The sequence below is a fragment of the Halomonas binhaiensis genome (assembly GCF_008329985.2).
Lineage (GTDB): Bacteria > Pseudomonadota > Gammaproteobacteria > Pseudomonadales > Halomonadaceae > Halomonas > Halomonas binhaiensis.
In genome coordinates this window covers 4,271,475-4,287,758 of the sequence record NZ_CP038437.2, presented here as the reverse complement: position 1 = coordinate 4,287,758, position 16,284 = coordinate 4,271,475, and the positions used below count along the sequence as shown (strand labels likewise).

17 protein-coding genes and 1 tRNA gene are annotated in these 16,284 nt (G+C 57.3%); 8 read left to right on the top strand and 10 right to left on the bottom strand.

Annotation, left to right across the window (positions count from 1 at the left end; genetic code table 11):
• Positions 1-3: 3 nt before the first annotated feature.
• On the bottom strand, positions 4-1,035 hold the full coding sequence (locus E4T21_RS18680; protein ID WP_149286471.1) for an NADP(H)-dependent aldo-keto reductase: 1,032 nt from the start codon (positions 1,033-1,035) through the stop codon (positions 4-6).
• Between the two features lie 281 nt (positions 1,036-1,316).
• Between E4T21_RS18680 and E4T21_RS18675 the strand changes: the two genes are divergently transcribed.
• Both E4T21_RS18675 and E4T21_RS18670 read left to right on the top strand, forming a co-directional pair.
• Positions 1,317-1,841, top strand: coding sequence for a tetratricopeptide repeat protein (locus tag E4T21_RS18675; RefSeq protein ID WP_149286470.1), 525 nt, complete (start codon positions 1,317-1,319; stop codon positions 1,839-1,841).
• A gap of 50 nt (positions 1,842-1,891) precedes the next feature.
• Positions 1,892-2,404, top strand: a complete 513-nt coding sequence (locus E4T21_RS18670) for a hypothetical protein (RefSeq protein ID WP_149286469.1) — start codon at positions 1,892-1,894, stop codon at positions 2,402-2,404.
• A gap of 27 nt (positions 2,405-2,431) precedes the next feature.
• Here the strand turns inward: E4T21_RS18670 and E4T21_RS18665 are convergent, their stop codons facing one another.
• The 6 genes from E4T21_RS18665 to E4T21_RS18640 form a co-directional block, all read right to left on the bottom strand.
• Positions 2,432-2,995 (bottom strand): LOG family protein, encoded by a 564-nt coding sequence (locus E4T21_RS18665; protein ID WP_149286468.1) that lies wholly within the window; start codon positions 2,993-2,995, stop codon positions 2,432-2,434.
• 108 nt (positions 2,996-3,103) lie between these two features.
• Positions 3,104-3,625: a DUF501 domain-containing protein gene (locus E4T21_RS18660; protein WP_149286467.1), complete on the bottom strand. Its 522-nt coding sequence runs from the start codon at positions 3,623-3,625 to the stop codon at positions 3,104-3,106.
• A complete protein-coding gene (locus E4T21_RS18655) occupies positions 3,597-3,923 on the bottom strand; it encodes a hypothetical protein (RefSeq protein ID WP_149286466.1) in 327 nt (108 codons plus the stop codon). The genes E4T21_RS18660 and E4T21_RS18655 overlap by 29 nt, the downstream gene beginning before the upstream one ends.
• A gap of 11 nt (positions 3,924-3,934) precedes the next feature.
• Positions 3,935-4,402 (bottom strand): Cys-tRNA(Pro) deacylase, encoded by a 468-nt coding sequence (gene ybaK, locus E4T21_RS18650; RefSeq protein WP_149286465.1) that lies wholly within the window; start codon positions 4,400-4,402, stop codon positions 3,935-3,937.
• Positions 4,399-4,809, bottom strand: coding sequence for an acyl-CoA thioesterase (locus tag E4T21_RS18645; RefSeq protein ID WP_149286464.1), 411 nt, complete (start codon positions 4,807-4,809; stop codon positions 4,399-4,401). Before E4T21_RS18645 ends, ybaK begins: the two co-directional genes overlap by 4 nt.
• 156 nt (positions 4,810-4,965) lie before the next feature.
• Positions 4,966-5,397, bottom strand: coding sequence for a hypothetical protein (locus E4T21_RS18640; RefSeq protein WP_149287323.1), 432 nt, complete (start codon positions 5,395-5,397; stop codon positions 4,966-4,968).
• 53 nt (positions 5,398-5,450) lie between these two features.
• Here E4T21_RS18640 and E4T21_RS18635 point away from each other — a divergent pair, with 53 nt between their 5' ends.
• Positions 5,451-6,650, top strand: a complete 1,200-nt coding sequence (locus E4T21_RS18635; RefSeq protein ID WP_149286463.1) for a MalY/PatB family protein — start codon at positions 5,451-5,453, stop codon at positions 6,648-6,650.
• A gap of 72 nt (positions 6,651-6,722) precedes the next feature.
• Here the strand turns inward: E4T21_RS18635 and E4T21_RS18630 are convergent, their stop codons facing one another.
• Both E4T21_RS18630 and E4T21_RS18625 read right to left on the bottom strand, forming a co-directional pair.
• Positions 6,723-7,652 (bottom strand): tetratricopeptide repeat protein, encoded by a 930-nt coding sequence (locus E4T21_RS18630; RefSeq protein ID WP_149286462.1) that lies wholly within the window; start codon positions 7,650-7,652, stop codon positions 6,723-6,725.
• Between the two features lie 711 nt (positions 7,653-8,363).
• A tRNA-Met gene (locus E4T21_RS18625) sits at positions 8,364-8,440 on the bottom strand.
• 249 nt (positions 8,441-8,689) lie between these two features.
• On the opposite strand from E4T21_RS18625, the gene phbB reads away from it, so the two are divergent.
• A complete protein-coding gene (gene phbB, locus E4T21_RS18620; protein WP_149286461.1) occupies positions 8,690-9,436 on the top strand; it encodes an acetoacetyl-CoA reductase in 747 nt (248 codons plus the stop codon).
• Between the two features lie 116 nt (positions 9,437-9,552).
• Here phbB and E4T21_RS18615 read toward each other — a convergent pair whose 3' ends face one another.
• Positions 9,553-12,339 carry a DUF349 domain-containing protein gene (locus E4T21_RS18615; RefSeq protein WP_149286460.1) on the bottom strand — a complete coding sequence of 929 codons (2,787 nt, stop codon included), beginning with the start codon at positions 12,337-12,339 and terminating at the stop codon, positions 9,553-9,555.
• 254 nt (positions 12,340-12,593) lie between these two features.
• Between E4T21_RS18615 and minC the strand changes: the two genes are divergently transcribed.
• The 4 genes from minC to sbcB all read left to right on the top strand — a co-directional run bounded on the left by minC (position 12,594) and on the right by sbcB (position 16,252).
• Positions 12,594-13,346 carry a septum site-determining protein MinC gene (minC, locus tag E4T21_RS18610; RefSeq protein WP_149286459.1) on the top strand — a complete coding sequence of 251 codons (753 nt, stop codon included), beginning with the start codon at positions 12,594-12,596 and terminating at the stop codon, positions 13,344-13,346.
• Between the two features lie 78 nt (positions 13,347-13,424).
• Positions 13,425-14,243, top strand: coding sequence for a septum site-determining protein MinD (gene minD / locus E4T21_RS18605; RefSeq protein ID WP_149286458.1), 819 nt, complete (start codon positions 13,425-13,427; stop codon positions 14,241-14,243).
• Positions 14,240-14,494, top strand: coding sequence for a cell division topological specificity factor MinE (gene minE, locus E4T21_RS18600; protein ID WP_149286457.1), 255 nt, complete (start codon positions 14,240-14,242; stop codon positions 14,492-14,494). The genes minD and minE overlap by 4 nt, the downstream gene beginning before the upstream one ends.
• Positions 14,495-14,761: 267 nt before the next feature.
• On the top strand, positions 14,762-16,252 hold the full coding sequence (gene sbcB / locus E4T21_RS18595; RefSeq protein WP_149286456.1) for an exodeoxyribonuclease I: 1,491 nt from the start codon (positions 14,762-14,764) through the stop codon (positions 16,250-16,252).
• Positions 16,253-16,284: the final 32 nt, after the last annotated feature.

Genomic DNA, 16,284 nt, shown 5'->3' with positions numbered 1-16,284 from the left:
CAATCAAGGGCATGGGTTGGGGGTGTCTGTATGAATCGACTCAATGCCCTCAAGAACCTCCTCGGACAGGGATAATGCTTCGCTGGCCAGGTTACTTTCCAACTGCTCCATCGTTGTTGCACCGATGATATTGCTGGTCAGGAAAGTGCGGGAGTTGACATAGGCCAAGGCCATCTGGGCTGGGTCGAGACCATGCTCCCGAGCCAGAGTCACATAAGCGTGGACGGCGCGTTCGGCTCGTGGGGAGGTGTAGCGCTTGAAGCGCTCATACAGGGTGAGGCGGCCCTTGGGAGGTCGGGCTCCGTCCAGGTATTTGCCCGAGAGTACTCCAAAGGCAAGCGGTGAATATGCCAGCAGGCCAACGTTTTCACGATGGGCAAATTCCGCTAGACCGACTTCATAGGTGCGGTTGAGCAGGTTATATGGGTTCTGCACGGAAGCAACTCGAGGGAGTCCCAGCTTGTCGGCCAGATGCAGGCAATGCATCACTCCCCAGGGGGTCTCATTGGATAAACCGATTGCGCGGATCTTGCCCGCATCGACCTGTTCCTTGAGTGCCAGAAGCGTGTCTTCCAGGGGGGTAGGCTGCTCATCCTCGTTGTGGGTATAGCCCAATCTGCCGAAAAAGTTGGTATGGCGGCTTGGCCAGTGCAACTGGTAGAGATCGATATAGTCGGTCCGCAGCCGGGCAAGGCTGTCCTCTACTGCACGTTGAACGTGCTCGCGGGTAAAGCGGGAACCGTCTCGGATATGCTCCATTCCCGGGCCGGCAATCTTGGTGGCAATAATCACATCGTCTCGGGTGCCTCGGCCCTTGAGCCAAGAGCCGATGTACTGCTCGGTACGACCTTGGGTATCGGCCTTGGGAGGCACAGGGTACATCTCGGCGGTATCAATGAAGTTGATACCGAAGGCGATAGCTCGGTCGAGCTGTTCATGAGCTTCTTTCTCGGTGTTCTGTTCACCGAATGTCATGGTACCTAGGCACAGCCGGCTGACATTGATGCCGGTGTCACCAAGGGGGCGCGTCTGCATGCTGACTCCTTGAAGGGGATAGGGTGAACATCCCGTGGCATATTGCCGCGGGAGGGAGCATGGCACTGCTATAACACAGGTAATGATAAGCTGGCATGGTACATCTGGCTGAGATTAGCCTGCAAACATTGAGGGGTTGAGTCGCTTCGACCTTAGGCGTATGCTTGCCGCCCTGTCGTGGAGGAACTTACGGCACAGTTTTTGTCTTGACGGAATGGCTTGCTGGTCACGGGATGGTGGCTGGCCATGTTTCCGAATTCTTTGGACCCAGGATTATTGTCATGCAGCAGGCATCATCCCTGAGGACGCGGCTCGAGTATCGCTTGGCCCAGCAGCTGTTTCATACCAGCTGGTTGCCTCACTCGCCGCGTACTCAGAAACTGACCATGCGTTTGTTCCAGCGTTGTGCGGAAGCCGGCCATCCGGCGGCTTTGTCGCTATATGGTCATATGCTGTTTCACCGCTCCCGAGCTCCTCAAGATAAGGCGCGTGGTGCTCGCTACGTGCTTCAGGCTGCCCATGGTGGCGATTCTGATGCTCAATACCAGGCTGGCCAGATCCATGAATATGGCTGCGCCCTTTACCCGCCGCGTCACGACCATGCGGTTACCTGGTATGCTCGGGCGGGAGAGGCTGGCAATGCGTTGGCGGCTTCTCGCCTGGAGAGAGCCTATCGACTGGGAGAGCTTTCCCTGAATGTTGACCAGGGCAAGGCGGCCTACTGGGCCAGCCTGGTACAGGCCCGCAAAGAGGTTGTGCAGCAACGCGATCAACTGGACAAGATGGAAGCTGAAAAGCGACACTAAGGGACTCTACAAGGGCAGTCGCCTTGACTGTCCCCATGGTCACCTTGAGGATGTCGCAACCCGTGACGCTACCGACACTGCTGGATATCGAAGCGTCCGGATTCGGACGCGGCAGCTACCCCATCGAAGTTGGCATTGCGCGCCCTGATGGCAGTAGCTGTGCCTTTTTGATCCAGCCTCTCGAAGAATGGACACATTGGGATCCCAAGGCCGAGCTACTGCATGGCATTTCCCGGGCACGGCTTGAGCGCGAGGGATACCCTGTGCGTCATGTCGCTCAATGGTTGAATGATGAGCTGCATGATATCGGCACCGTCTACAGTGATAGCTGGGGCTACGATAACACCTGGCTGTCACTGCTTTTCCATCATGCCGGCATGATCCCGCGGTTCCGACTCGAAGCATTGCGTCGCCTGCTTGACGAGCGCCAGATGGCGATCTGGAGCGATGTGAAGGAAGCTATGCTCGAAGAGGGCGATATTCGTCGGCACAGAGCAGGTGACGATGCCAAGCTGCTACAGCTGACTTATGCCCGCACCTTGAAGCTCAGTGCCGAGGACTGATATACCACTCTGGTCAATCTTGTGGGCCTAGCCTGGTGATGGAGTGGCACTAAGGCGCTTTTCCAGTGTGCTCAGCAAGATCTCCGGGGTGGATTCGCTGACAAGCTCCGCCCGAGTATCCGCGTTGAGGAAGCCCTGGGCCACCGTCGTGTCGAGAAACTCCAGCAAGGGGCGATAGAAGCCGTTGGTGTCGAGTACACCGATGGGTTTGTCATGAAGGTTCAGGTAGCGCCAGGTCCAGGTCTCGAAGAACTCTTCCAGCGTGCCGATTCCTCCTGGAAGGATGGCGAAAGCGTCGGCACGTTCCGCCATCTGTGCCTTGCGTTCATGCATGTCTGCGACCTTGATCAGTTGGGTCAGGCCATGATGTGCCTGTTCTCTGTTCACCAGGTGGTGTGGCATGACGCCGATCACCTCCCCTCCTGCCTCCAGGGCAGCATCTGCCAGGGCCCCCATAAGGCCAACACTGGCGCCGCCATAGACCAGTCCATGACCACGCTCGCCAAGGCATTGGCCGAAACGGCGCGCAGCGTCCATGAATCCAGGGTCTTCACCTTGTCGTGAGCCAAGATATACGCAGATCCTTGCCATGGGATATCTCCTTGAGGACGGCATTGCAACAAGTCTCGTGTGGAAAGAGAGACGCTAGTTAATGGAGCTTTTCTTTATCGCACTGGGGATAGCTCTGGATCCTTGGCGCTAGGGCAGCAAGTCGATGATGCCGTAGTGCTCGTCGAGCCATTGGCCGATGACGTTGTCGCCGCAAAGATGGTGAGCATACTGTGTGTGCAGGCAACGTACCTGGTCATGATTGGCGATACCGCCAATGCCTCGTTCGCGCAGGATATCTGTATAGCCCAATTGCTCAACAGCAGCCCGCTGGGCGTCGCTCATCAGGCGCCAGCGGGTTTCAATATAGTCCTGATGGCTGGCATGGTAAGCGGCACGGAAGTCGTCATCTTCCTGCAGCCGTGCTTCCAGTGACTTGATGACGCCAGCAGCCTCGATGCGTGAAAGCTCGACCTTGAGCAATTCGGAACTCAGCCAGAACAGGGTCGGAAAGGGTTTGCCATCAACGATGGGAGCCATGCGCAATACCAGTGGAGTGCCTTCTCCATCAGTGGCCGCAAGGGCCTCGATACCACGAGGAGCGCGGCCCAGTTGTTCGGCGATGATGGCCAATTGGGCCTCGTCAGGTGCTGTCTCGGGGCGGATTACCATCAGGGTTGTCCCTTACGAATTTCGTGGAGCGCCCCACCGCGCGATAGAAGGCACGACTGAGCTGCTCGGGAGTGGGGACGTAGGCTTGCTCGCGCTCGATATATTCGGCTGCGCGAGAGATCAGTACGTCATAAAGTCGGTTGAAGGGGGCATCATAATCGTAGGGATCAGCCCCGAACAAGCGGATGTGAGGATAGTCAGCGAAGCGTTCGAAAAACCAGGTTTCCAATGCCGCTTCGGCTGCCTGATGTCGTTCCGTGGCCTCGGGCTCAAGCCATAGAGTATAGCGAATCGCCATAGCGTTCTCGGTCAACGAGAGATCGGTGCCAGACGAGCACCGGTCAATTTGGTGAGGTCATCCGGGGCCAGGCGGATCTCGAGACCGCGACGCCCCCCCGAGACATGAATGGCCGGGTAATCCTGGCAACTGATATCAATGAAGGTTGCCAGGCGTTTCTTCTGTCCCAGAGGGCTGATGCCGCCAACCACATAGCCAGTGGCTCGTTCGGCATCCTGCGGCTCTGCCATGCTGGCCTTGCGTGCACCGGCTGCCTTGGCCAAGGCCTTGAGGTCGAGTTGACCCACGACGGGAACAATAGCTACCACCAGCTTGTCGCCATCCAGCCGAGCCAGCAGCGTCTTGAACACTTCCCGAGGGTTCAGGCCTAGCACTTGTGCGGCTTCTTCTCCGTAAGCCGGAGAGCGGGGGTCATGTTCGTAGCTGACGACATCGAAGGAGACTCTGGCTTTTTCCAATGTCTTGATGGCTGGTGTCATGCAGGTTCGGTTGCTCTTGTCTCGAGATGGGACTCCAGTGCCTGACGCAGTTCCCCTTCAATGGGAATGGCGCTTTTGGTCTGGTGGTCAAAGTGTACCATTACGGTATGTCCGGTATTGGTCACCTGTCCATTCTGATGTGCTTCCTGGGTGACGGTGAAAGAGCTATTGCCCAAGCGTGAAATAAAGGTATGGATAGTGACGTCATGCCCGTAATGAAGTTCCGCGTGATAGTCGACTTCCACTCGTGCCAGGATCAGACGCCATTGGCGTGGATCCAGGTTGGGGGTGAACAGACGGAACAGTTCATTGCGAGCCAGTTCGAACCAGGCTGGGACTCGGGTATTGTTGATATGGCCCAGGGCGTCGGTGTCATAGAAGGCTGGTTCAATGGTGCAGGTCATCATGAATGCATGCTCCCCTAATGTTTATGATGCAGATGAACTATTAGCCGAGAAACAATCAGCATTGTGCCGAGCAAGCGCTTGGTCAAGCCTTCTTTTGGTTCTATGCCTGGTTCTTTTGGTTTGTGTCTGAGAAGGGGCATGGCTTGTTGTGTGGATCTATACCAATCTGAGCCCCTGGCGATCATTCCAGGCGGCAGTGATTGCGGGGGCCATGACCTCGCGCAGGTGCTCGGGCAGAGCAGCCAGGGCGGCGTCGCGGTCATGGAAATCACGATTGCGCAACCAGCAGTATGCCCAGGCACAGGCTTCCGTATCCGTGTCTGGTACGGGTTTGGCGGGCATCTGCACCAGCAGGAACAAGGCTGTACGTACAGCCCAGTGCGGCGGTTCCGCACCGTTGCCTCTGGCCCAGAGGCTCAAGGTGTTGCCATCGGGCGTTTCTCCCGGGTCACCGAGGCCAGCCACGCGAGCGGTTTCGGCCAGGATCAGGGCCAAGCGGTCAGCGTCGCCACGACCGTGAGTTAGCCACTGATGGATCAGGGCCGGCATCCCTTGGCAGACCTTGGCGTAGAAACCGTGATGCGGCATGGTGTGAGGCATAGGTGCTTCTTTTGTAGAAGTGAGTTTGTCAGGGAGACATCATGAAATTCGATTTTGCCACGCCTGTCGATCGTCGGCAGCCCCATCATCATATTGAATCATTGGATACTGAGAGGGTGCGACCTCAGTGGCCTTCTCAGAAGTGGCATACCTACGCCGATGATATCCTGCCCTTGTGGGTGGCAGACATGGATTTTCGTTCTCCGCCTGCGGTGATCGAAGCGATCCAGCAGCGAGTAGCTCATGGTGTCTTTGGCTACGGCCTGGTTCCAGAGTCGTTGCGACAGGCGTTATGTGACTGGAGCGTGAGCCATTATGGCTGGGAGATTCAGCAGGATTGGCAACATTGGCTTCCCGGGGTTGTCCCGGCGTTGCATCTGGCCAGCCTGGCCTTTACTGAGCCAGGTGATGGTGTGCTCACCGTGGCCCCGATCTATCCACCTTTCCTGCAGGTCGCCAGACATACTGGGCGGCTGCCGCAGACGGTGGACTTGCAGTCCCCTGGAGAGGACGAGGGCTGGTCGCTGGATCTTGATGCGCTGGAAGCAGCAATCACCGATGAGACGCGCTTACTCCTGTGGTGCCATCCACATAATCCTACGGGGCGTCAGTGGACTCATGAAGAGCTCGCCGGATTGGCTGCGCTTGTAGAGCGGCATGACCTGATCGTGGTGTCTGATGAGCTGCATTGTGACCTGTTGCTCGATGAAGGCGCACAGCACCGTGCTCTGGCGGAGGTTTTCCCTGGTCTTGCCGAACGTAGTGTGACGTTGTGGGCTCCGTCCAAGACGTTCAACTTGGCAGGATTGACGGCGGCATGTGCAGTGATTCCGAACGCATCCTTCAGAAAGCGCTTTCGTGATGTTGCCAAGGGGCTGATGCCGGATGCCAACGTGCTGGGTCTAGTGGCCGCTGAAGCGGCATATCGCCATGGTGAGCCGTGGCGCCAGGAGTTGCTGCAGGTGTTGCGTGGGCATCGACGGCTTCTGGCGGAGCGTGTGGCACGCTGGCCGGGAGTCGGCTTCAAAGCTCCCCAATCCACCTATCTGGCCTGGTTGGATCTGCGCCAGTCAAGGCTTGGTAACGAGTCATCGCCAGCTATCGCCCTTCTTGATCGAGCAGGCGTGGCATTATCTGATGGAGCGGCCTTTGGTTATCCGGGTTTCGTGCGCTTGAACTTCGGGACTACTGCTGAGCAGTTGGAACAGGCATTGGAGCGAATGGATAACCTGTTGGCCTGATGCTGTACAAGAGGCCCGTGACGCAACGCATCTTCATTGCTCTGTGTCACGGGGCTCATTGCATCTGGTCGTTCAGTAGAGAAGGGCGAACAGCTTGCGGCGATACGTCACTGTCAGAGGATGGTCGGCGCCCAGGGCGTCGAAGACTCGCAGCAGGGTCTTCCTGGCCAGGTCATCGCCATAAGTACGATCGCTCTTCATTACTGCCAGCAGCCCTTCCAGGCCTTCTTCGTAATTGGCATCCGCTACCTGACGCAGGGCTCTCAAGTAGTTGGCCTCGCTATCATCACGACCTTCCAGGGCAGCCAGCGTCTCGGCACCTGGAGCTTCCTCACCAAACTCTATGCTGGCACGTACGCCCCGTGCGGCTGGTGCGTCACGCTCTTCGGGCGGAAGTGCATCAAGCAGCTCACGAGCTTCATCGTTACGATTCTCTGCAACGCGCACTCTGGCCAGCTGGATCATGTGGCTGTACTGCTCGGGGTTTTGCTGGATCAGTTCAGCGTAGATGGCTCCTGCCGTGGCTGTATCTCCCTCGGTGAGCGCCTGTTCGGCCTGTTCTTCCGGGCTGAGAGAGGCGTTTTCTGGGGCCTGGAAGTAACGACTCAGCCATTCACGTATCTCTTTTTCTGGCAGAGCTCCCTGGAACTGATCGACCAGTCCCCCTTGGCTGATGAGCTTGACATCGGGTACTGAGCGAACGCCAAGCTGAGCGGCAATCTCTTGATTATCATCGATATTCAGCTTGGCCAGCAGGAATGCGCCGGCATACTCTCTGACCAGCTTCTCCAGTATGGGCATCAGATTCTTACATGGCTCACACCATGGTGCCCAGCAGTCCAGGAGAACCGGTACGCGCGTGGACAATTCCAACACTTGCTGGATATTGCTGCGATCAACTTCAAGAATCAGATCGCTGTCCTGCGGTGCGGAAACATGGGCAGTGTTGGGCTCGGCAGCTGCACTGATGGTGTCGCCGGTGCGCGGGTCGACGATGGGCATGGCTAGACCTTGTGTAAGAAGAATTTGAATACAACATGCGGGCGGAAGCAGCCAACTTCAAGATGTACGGTGTCGAGCAGGATATCAGGTTGGCTTGAACATCGTGCAGGCTCTTGCCTGCCAGTACAACAAAAGCCAGATCCGTTTGGACCTGGCTTTTCTCTGAATAATTGTTAGCGGGGACCGGATGTGACCCGATGACCTTCCCGGGGTGATGGAGAGCCGAGCCCGACGAGCGGTTTGATGGCCCATCCCGCAGTAACGAAAAAGGCCAGATCCGTTTGGATCTGGCCTCTCTCTGAATATTGGTAGCGGGGACCGGATGTGAACCGATGACCTTCCCGGGGTGATGAAGAGCCGAGCCCGACGAGCGGTTTGATGGCCCATCCCGCAGTAACGAAAAAGGCCAGAGCCGTTTGGATCTGGCCTCTCTCTGAATATGGGTGGCGGGGACCGGATGTGACCCAATGACCTTCCCGGGGTGATGAAGAGCCGAGCCCGACGAGCGGTTTGATGGCCCATCCCGCAGTAACGAAAAAGGCCAGAGCCGTTTGGATCTGGCCTCTCTCTGAATATGGGTGGCGGGGACCGGATGTGACCCGATGACCTTCCCGGGGTGATGAAGAGCTGAGCCCGACGAGCGGCTTGATGGTCCATCCCGCAGTAACGAAAAAGGCCAGATCCGTTTGGATCTGGCCTCTCTCTAAATATTGGTAGCGGGGACCGGATTTGAACCGATGACCTTCGGGTTATGAGCCCGACGAGCTACCAGACTGCTCCACCCCGCATCAACGTGAGCACATTCTACGACTTTAGGCGGAAAAGTCAACACTGCATAAAGATTGATTCAGATTGGCCTTCTTGATTTACCGCAGTAGTCCATACTGCATGGTGAAGTTGTCGTTGAATTGTAAGCTCCACCAGGCACCATTGAGAGTAGCGGCCAATGAGGGTCGTGGATGGTACGCAGTCGGAGCACAGACGCCATCGCCATTGAAAAGGACGGTGGTGCAACAAGACCAATCAGGGAGGTCGAGATGACTCAGCAGAAAAATATCGCATGGGTCACCGGAGGAACCGGGGGTATCGGCAGTGCAATTTGTCGGTCCTTGGCAGACGCCGGATATCAAGTGATTGCTGGTTACAACAATCCAGAGAAGGCCATGTCCTGGTTAGAGGGCCAGAGGGCAGATGGTTACGAGAACATCGACGTGGCTGGAGTGGATCTCACGAGCTTCGACGCCTGTCAGGCAGGAGTAAAAGAGATCGAGGCCAAGTATGGCCCTGTTTCTGTGCTGGTCAATTGTGCGGGCATCACACGCGACGGCACCATGAAGAAGATGACTCCCGAGCAATGGGATGTCGTTATTGATACGAATCTCAATAGTGTCTTCAACACCTGCCGCAGTGTGATTGAGATGATGCTCGAGCAGAACTACGGCCGCATCATCAACATATCTTCCATCAACGGCCGCAAAGGGCAGTTTGGCCAAGTCAACTACTCCGCTGCCAAGGCAGGCATGCATGGCCTGACCATGGCTCTGGCTCAGGAGACGGCAACCAAGGGCATAACGGTCAACACGATATCTCCTGGATACATTGCCACCGACATGATCATGAAAATTCCCGAGAAAGTGCGGGAAGCTATCCGTGAAACCATTCCTATGAAGCGTTATGGAACACCCGAAGAAATTGCGCGTCTGGTGGCTTTCCTCGCTGACAAGGACAATGGCTTCATCACTGGCGCCAACATCGACATCAATGGTGGCCAGTTCATGGGTTGATCAGCTTGCTTGCCCCCTTCCTGAAGAAAGGGGGAAGCAATCATGGGGTGTATCTCGACAGTGTGAGTCAGGTGGCTCCCCCTTCTGGGGAGCCATGTGAGGAAAGGCGTGTCGGTTCAGGGGGGAGGTAGCTGGGTCAGGCTATCCAGCAGTCGGTCCAGTTCGCCGACCTCTCGTTGCCATAGGCCGGAAGAAACTGGGCCAGTAGCCAACAGTTCACAAAGTACTGAAGCGAGCTCATCGGCGCGCTCAGGGACTTGGCCCCGATTGTCGTTCAGGCGCTCGACCTGGATGGCCAGACGCAGAGGTTCTTCCTGATGGAGAACAGGCCCGCCTGCCAGTAGCGACAGATGTACCCGCAATCTTGTCAGGCGTTCTGCAACATCACTCTCTGCAGGAGAGTGGTGACGAGCCGCATTGCGTTGGTTGTGTGCCCGAAGCAAGGCACTGGATAGATCGAGGCCCTCGGGGACTTCCACATCATCATGATGTTGGCCCGACAGGGCTGCGTTATCGGCGTGCAGATGTGCATTTATCAACGGCGTGAGCTGGCGCCATCGATTGACTTTTTCGGCTACGCCAATACGCTCCAGGCGCTCACGCCGGGCGCGCACAATACCCGTCCAGCGTTTTCTCATGCCTTCGGTACGTCGCCCGGACGGCAAGGGCTCCAGAGTCTGCGCTTCGCCCAGCGCTTGATCGAGGAAGGACGCATCCTGGCTACACGTGGGCTGCCAGGCGTCGAGGCGATCGATGAGCGCTTGCATCTGGTCGAGGCGCTCCTTGGTCTTCTGCGCTTTATCGTCACGCTTGGCATCCCGGTCAGCGAAGATCCTGTCACACAGGTGACGGAACTGGCGCCACAAGGCCTGTTCTTCTCCTTTGGGAGCGCGACCCAGTTCACGCCAGCGTTGCTGCAAGGCCTTGGCACGGCTTGCGCGTTGCTCTGCGCTGAGCCCTGCCTGGCTAAGGGTTTGGATCTCTTCGATCAACGCGCGCTTGGCCTCGGCAATTTCATTGGCCCGCCGATCAATTAACGCCTGGAGATGGTGACGGATGCGTCCGAAACGTCGACCGATGCTCTCAGCCTGGTCGCGAGGCACTGGAGATGTCCGGTGCCAGCGATCACGTGCCTGGTCGCGAATTAGGCGTAGAGCATCCGGGTCCGCTTGGGCGGCAGGTTGCTCAAGCAGAGCCTCGAGCTGTTCGCACAACGCCTCGCGTTCCTTTAGATTGCGCAAGCGTTCCTGTTGCTGATGCTCGTGCCATTCCTCCAGGGTTGCGCGGATATGGTCGGAAGCCGTGCGGAAACGTTCGGAATGCTCCCGGCTGGCCGCAGCGTCGCCGAGAGCCTTCCACTCCTTGACCAGTTGGCGATGGCGGTGATCCCGGTCACGCTCCGAAAGTTGAGTGTTCTGCTTCAGCGTCTCGATTGCTTGGCATAGCTGCTCACGCTTGGGCTTGGCGACAAAGCCTCGCCAGTCGCGTAACTCCGCGAGGCGAGCGCCTAGGCGCTTGAGTCTTGCGTGCTGGGACTCCGCGGATGCGGGTAAATGTTCGGACAAATGACGCAGACGCTGGTGAAGGCGGCTGGCGCCTTTGAAGGAGCCGTCATCAAGCAGCTTTTCCAGCCGAACAAGTTCGGCATCAAAGCGCTCGATACGTTGCTCAGTCTCACTATCGTCTTCCTTCTGGGCCAGGTCACGTTCCAGATGTAAATAATGCACTGCGCGAGCAAGGCGCTTGTCCAACGGCAGGCCGGAAGGCCAGTCACAGGCGATGACCAGTGTGGTCAGTTCATCTTCATTGCCTTCCTTGATCGCGGCTTTTAATGCATCGGTATGCTCGTAGAGACGCTGGTAAGCTTGATGGATCTGATCATAGGTCTTGAGCGCTGTATCATAGCGCTGGCGCAGGGACTCATTGGCCAAATGCAGTTCGGAAAGGGATTGCCAGCGGCTTGCTGTGATCTGCTTTTGCGAACGCAAGCTGGCGAGATCCTGGTCCGTAAGCGTCTCGCCCTGATACAGAGCCTGCAGGCTATCCTCCAGGACCATTACCAGCGCTTCACGCTCCTGGTCAGCCTGTTCACGCTGTTGCTGGCTGCTCTGGAGAGCATGCTCTTGCGCCTCGTGATCCTGTATCACTTTGCGACAGCGCAGGCAGGCATCCTGAAACCGGTTTTCCTGGGATGCGTCGGGTAGGCTGGCAAGCTTGTTCCATTCCCGTTCCAGGTGACGGAAGCGCCCAGCGTAAAGTGGCTCCCAGGTGGATTTGCTATGCTGCTCCAGGGCGTTGAGCAGCGACTCGCGTTGCTCCTTGGCGCGCTGGATGGCATTGGCATCAGCTCGTAGACGGTTGAGCCTGTCACGTGCATCGCGCATGACATGGCGATCGCGGCGGGCCGAATGAGCGAGTATCTTGAGGCCTTCTTCCGATGTAATGCGCTTGGCGGCAGCATGCCGTATGGCAGCGATACTGTTGTCGCAGGCCTGTCGGATCAGGAGGCTTTCCTCATTGATATGCTGTAGTGCGCTCAGGCGCAGTTGCTGGTTATCACCTTGCAGAGCTACGACTTCAAGAAGCTCCGGGTCATCGATGGTTCCCACCATATGTTGCCGGCGGGCAAGGTCAATATTTCCAATGCGCCCGCAAAGCAGGGCACACAGGTGTTGGTCCAGCTCTCTGGAGCCTTGCCCTTTGCTGCGCATGGCCAAGAGGTGTTCAGGGTCCTCGATGCGCTGCAGGGCCGCGAGGCGCACATCCGGTTCAGGATCCTGTGCGAGTTGCTCCAGCGCCTCTCGTTGGGAGCTGAAGGCCAGGCGAGCGGCGGCCTCGCGACGAACGGCGGAGTCGGAATGTTGCCAGCGAGGCGAAAAAAGACGACGAAGGAGTCCTGGCATGAGGCGTCCTGGCGAAAAAGTGAAGAAGTACCTAGGGGCTATAGCACTTGGATGTCTATAGTCCTTGATGAGTTTATCTAATCATGCGCGCAGACAGCAGAAAAGTCCCGGTGCGTGCTGTTGTGTCTAAATAGAGACACTGACATTACGTTAATTGCAGCTTATGATCGGTGGAGGGGTATCACACTTGCTGAGAGGTATCATACCTGCACTGTGTGACGTCACCCGATCAATACCTGACGTGGAGTCCGGCAATGAGCCTCAAAGTGGACAGGGAGAGCATGGCGTTTACGTTCAAGGGCGGCATGCTGCCGATGACAGTGATGGAGCTTTCCAGTGCGGATCCGGAGCGTATTCGGGAGCAACTGGAGGGCAAGCTGTCTCAGTCGCCGGCTTTCTTCCAGCACACACCCGTGGTGCTGAGTGTCGAGAAGCTCGATGAGCCCCATCTGGCATTGGAAAGAATCTGTGCCGTGTGCCGTGCCCATAAGCTGCTGCCGGTAGCGGTGCGTGGAGGTGCCGATCCGGTCCGGCAGTCCGCCTGGGCGCTGGGCCTCGGTTGGTTTGCCCCCCAGGATAGCGGTCGCAGCCGCACACTGGAAAGCGTGCCTCCTACCGAGACAGCCAACGAAACGGCAGAAGAACCGACCGAGATCGTCGAGGCTGTGCCCCAGAGTGGAGTCGGGCGTGTCTATCGTGGCACCGTGCGTTCTGGACAGCAGGTGACGGCGCCGGATGGTGATCTTGTCGTAGTGGGGTCGGTCAATGCGGGGGCAGAGCTGTTGGCTGCTGGCAATGTGCATGTCTATGGTGCACTGAGAGGGCGAGCATTGGCAGGGATTCATGGAGATGCTCGTGTGGGTATCTTCTGTCGAGAACTCCATGCTGAACTGCTTTCCGTGGCTGGAAACTACAAGCGACTCGAAGACATCGATCCGCAGCTACTTGGCACTGCCGTGCAAGTCGTCCTAGATGACGATCAGTTAGGCATCAAGCCTCTGGCATAATGTTTGATTAGGACGTGCCGCCGCATCATTCGAATCGCGGTGGCAGGACCAACATATTACCAAGACAGGATGTGACACTTGGCCAAGATCATCGTTGTGACCTCCGGTAAAGGTGGGGTCGGTAAGACTACCAGTGCGGCAGCCATCGCCACTGGCCTGGCGCTGCGAGGCAACAAGACCGTGGTGATCGACTTTGACGTCGGCCTGCGGAATCTCGATTTGATCATGGGCTGTGAGCGCCGTGTGGTCTATGACCTGGTCAATGTGATCCAGGGAGAGGCCGGCCTCAGTCAGGCCCTGATCCGCGACAAGCGAGTCGACAATCTGCATATTCTTCCGGCATCCCAGACCCGGGACAAGGATGCACTGACTCAGGATGGTGTAGAAAAGGTCCTTGAGACTCTGTCGAAGGATTTTGACTATATCCTGTGTGACTCGCCGGCGGGCATCGAGCGAGGCGCTCAGTTGGCCATGTACTTTGCTGATGAAGCGATCGTGGTAACCAACCCTGAAGTGTCGTCGGTGCGTGACTCCGACCGTATCCTCGGTCTGCTGTCTTCCAAGACCCGTCGTGCTGAAGAAGGCAAGGATCCCATCAAGGAGCACTTGCTGATCACACGCTATAACCCGGGCCGGGTTGATCAGGGCGATATGCTCAACCTTGAAGACATCCGCGAAATACTGGCCATTGATCTGATTGGCCTGATTCCGGAGTCCGAGGCGGTACTGCGTGCGTCTAACCAGGGGATCCCGGTGGCGCATGATGGCAACAGTGATGCCGGCAAGGCATACCTGGACACCGTAGGGCGCCTGTTGGGCGAGGATGTGCCTCTGCGCTTCCACGAGTTCCAGAAGAAAAGCCTGCTGAGCCGCATGTTCGGAGGAGGCCGTCGGTGAAACTACTTGATTTCCTGAAGCGCGAGCGCAAGAAGTCCGCTTCCGTCGCCAAGGAGCGCTTGCAGATCATCGTCGCCCACCAACGTAGTCAGCGAGGTGGTCAGCCAGACTTCTTGCCGTTGCTCGAAAAGGAGTTGCTGGAAGTCATTCGCCGCTACGTCAGTGTGGACGACGATGCCATCAACATGTCTCTGGACAGTGAAGACAACTGCTCAGTACTTGAGTTGAACGTTACTCTGCCACGCAGCTGAGTCTCATGGCATGCAGTTGAGTCTCATGGCATGCAGTTGAGTCTCATGGAGAGGCGGGTGTAACGGATGTCCAGTGCAACCCGCGCCCAGGGTCATGCCGGGGTGCGGTTAGTTGTATCTATGGCCGGGCAGAGAAGAACCGGATTGAGATGCCTTGCCTGGCTATCCTGGTGACTCACGAGTTCGGCCCAGGCCTGGGCTGTGCTAGGCTGTTCAGCGTTTTGCCTTCTGGTTTTGTCTTTTCAGCCGCGTGGAGACCTCTTGCCCATGGCGCAGCCGACCGCCGCTCCGCTGACTTTCTTGTGGCACGATTACGAGACTTTCGGGGCTGACCCTCGCCGCGATCGTCCTTCGCAGTTCGCTGCCATTCGCACGGATGCCGATTTCAATGAGATCGGTGAGCCTGTGGAATTTTTCTGCAAGCCCTCTGATGATGCCTTGCCACACCCTATGGCGTGCCTGATCACTGGTATCACACCTCAGCAGGCAAGGCGCAAGGGGGTGCCCGAGGCCGAATTTGCTGGTGCCATTGAAACTGAGATGAGCGTGCCTGGTACTTGTGTGCTGGGCTATAACAGCCTGCGTTTCGACGATGAAGTCAGCCGCCACCTGTTTTACCGCAATCTGATCGATCCCTATGCCAGGGAATGGCAGAATGGCAATTCTCGTTGGGACCTGATTGATATCGTGAGGGCTTTCCATGCCTTGCGCCCTGAAGGTATCGAATGGCCTCAGCGGGAAGATGGGGCTCCCAGCTTCCGCCTCGAAGACCTGACGGCGGCCAATGGCATCGAGCATGCCGGGGCCCACGACGCTCTTGCCGATGTGCGTGCCACCATTGCTCTGGCGCGCCTGCTTCGTGAGCGGAATGCCAATCTGTTTGACTACTTGCTGTCTCTTCGCAACAAGCGCCAGGCGGCAAAGCGCCTGGATGTTGTCTCACGTAAACCCGTCTTGCATATTTCGCGTCGCTATCCTGCCAGTCGTGCCTGTGGTGCCCTTGTGTTGCCGCTGACGGTACACCCGACCAACAGCAATGGCATCATCGTTTACGACCTGTCGCTCGATCCATCCGAAATGCTGCGCCTGTCGGCAGCAGAGATTCGCCAACGTGTATTCGTCAGCAATGATGATCTTGCAGAAGGTGTCAGTCGTATCCCTCTCAAGGTCATTCATGTCAACAAGTGTCCCGTGGTGTTCCCGTCCAGTGCGCTGAAGGATGTCTCTGGTCCTCATCAAGGTGAATATGGCGAGATTGTCGAGCGCCTGGGCCTGGATATGGAACAGTGCCGGGAGCATTTTCGTCGCTTGGCAGGCGATCCGGATATCGCTGCCAAAGTGAGTGAGGTTTTCTCGGAAGGCCCTCCGGAGCCGCCGCGAGATCCTGATCTGATGCTTTATTCAGGAGGCTTTTTCTCGCCTAGTGATCGCCAGCAGATGCAGCGGGTGCGGAGCATGGATCCCTGGGACCTGGTGGATGCACGTTTTGCCTTCCAGGATCCGCGCCTGGAAGAGATGCTGTTTCGTTATCGTGCGCGTAGCTATCCGGACACCCTGACAGGGGAAGAGCAGCAGCGGTGGGAAGCCTATCGCTGGGAGAGGATGAATGATCCGGCGCTTTCCAGTCTGACGCTCAAGGATTTCGCCCGTGAGCTGGAGCGCTTGAACCAGACTTCCTTGTCCGACCACCAGCGTCAGCTTCTTGAGGAACTGGTGATGTTCGTCGAGTCGATTATGCCAGCTCAGGCATTTGGTTGATCGCGGTACAGCTCCGGCAACTGCAATAAAAC

What these genes read in the sequence shown, in the direction of transcription:
- E4T21_RS18670 (WP_149286469.1), top strand. Translation starts at nt 1,892, where the DNA reads ATGTCGCAACCCGTGACGCTACCGACACTGCTGGATATCGAAGCGTCC.
- E4T21_RS18645 (WP_149286464.1), bottom strand. Translation starts at nt 4,809, where the DNA reads ATGATGACCTGCACCATTGAACCAGCCTTCTATGACACCGACGCCCTG.
- phbB (WP_149286461.1), top strand. Translation starts at nt 8,690, where the DNA reads ATGACTCAGCAGAAAAATATCGCATGGGTCACCGGAGGAACCGGGGGT.
- ybaK (WP_149286465.1), bottom strand. Translation starts at nt 4,402, where the DNA reads ATGACACCAGCCATCAAGACATTGGAAAAAGCCAGAGTCTCCTTCGAT.
- E4T21_RS18655 (WP_149286466.1), bottom strand. Translation starts at nt 3,923, where the DNA reads ATGGCGATTCGCTATACTCTATGGCTTGAGCCCGAGGCCACGGAACGA.
- E4T21_RS18630 (WP_149286462.1), bottom strand. Translation starts at nt 7,652, where the DNA reads ATGCCCATCGTCGACCCGCGCACCGGCGACACCATCAGTGCAGCTGCC.
- sbcB (WP_149286456.1), top strand. Translation starts at nt 14,762, where the DNA reads ATGGCGCAGCCGACCGCCGCTCCGCTGACTTTCTTGTGGCACGATTAC.
- minC (WP_149286459.1), top strand. Translation starts at nt 12,594, where the DNA reads ATGAGCCTCAAAGTGGACAGGGAGAGCATGGCGTTTACGTTCAAGGGC.
- E4T21_RS18615 (WP_149286460.1), bottom strand. Translation starts at nt 12,339, where the DNA reads ATGCCAGGACTCCTTCGTCGTCTTTTTTCGCCTCGCTGGCAACATTCC.
- E4T21_RS18675 (WP_149286470.1), top strand. Translation starts at nt 1,317, where the DNA reads ATGCAGCAGGCATCATCCCTGAGGACGCGGCTCGAGTATCGCTTGGCC.
- E4T21_RS18665 (WP_149286468.1), bottom strand. Translation starts at nt 2,995, where the DNA reads ATGGCAAGGATCTGCGTATATCTTGGCTCACGACAAGGTGAAGACCCT.
- E4T21_RS18660 (WP_149286467.1), bottom strand. Translation starts at nt 3,625, where the DNA reads ATGGTAATCCGCCCCGAGACAGCACCTGACGAGGCCCAATTGGCCATC.
- E4T21_RS18635 (WP_149286463.1), top strand. Translation starts at nt 5,451, where the DNA reads ATGAAATTCGATTTTGCCACGCCTGTCGATCGTCGGCAGCCCCATCAT.
- E4T21_RS18680 (WP_149286471.1), bottom strand. Translation starts at nt 1,035, where the DNA reads ATGCAGACGCGCCCCCTTGGTGACACCGGCATCAATGTCAGCCGGCTG.
- E4T21_RS18640 (WP_149287323.1), bottom strand. Translation starts at nt 5,397, where the DNA reads ATGCCGCATCACGGTTTCTACGCCAAGGTCTGCCAAGGGATGCCGGCC.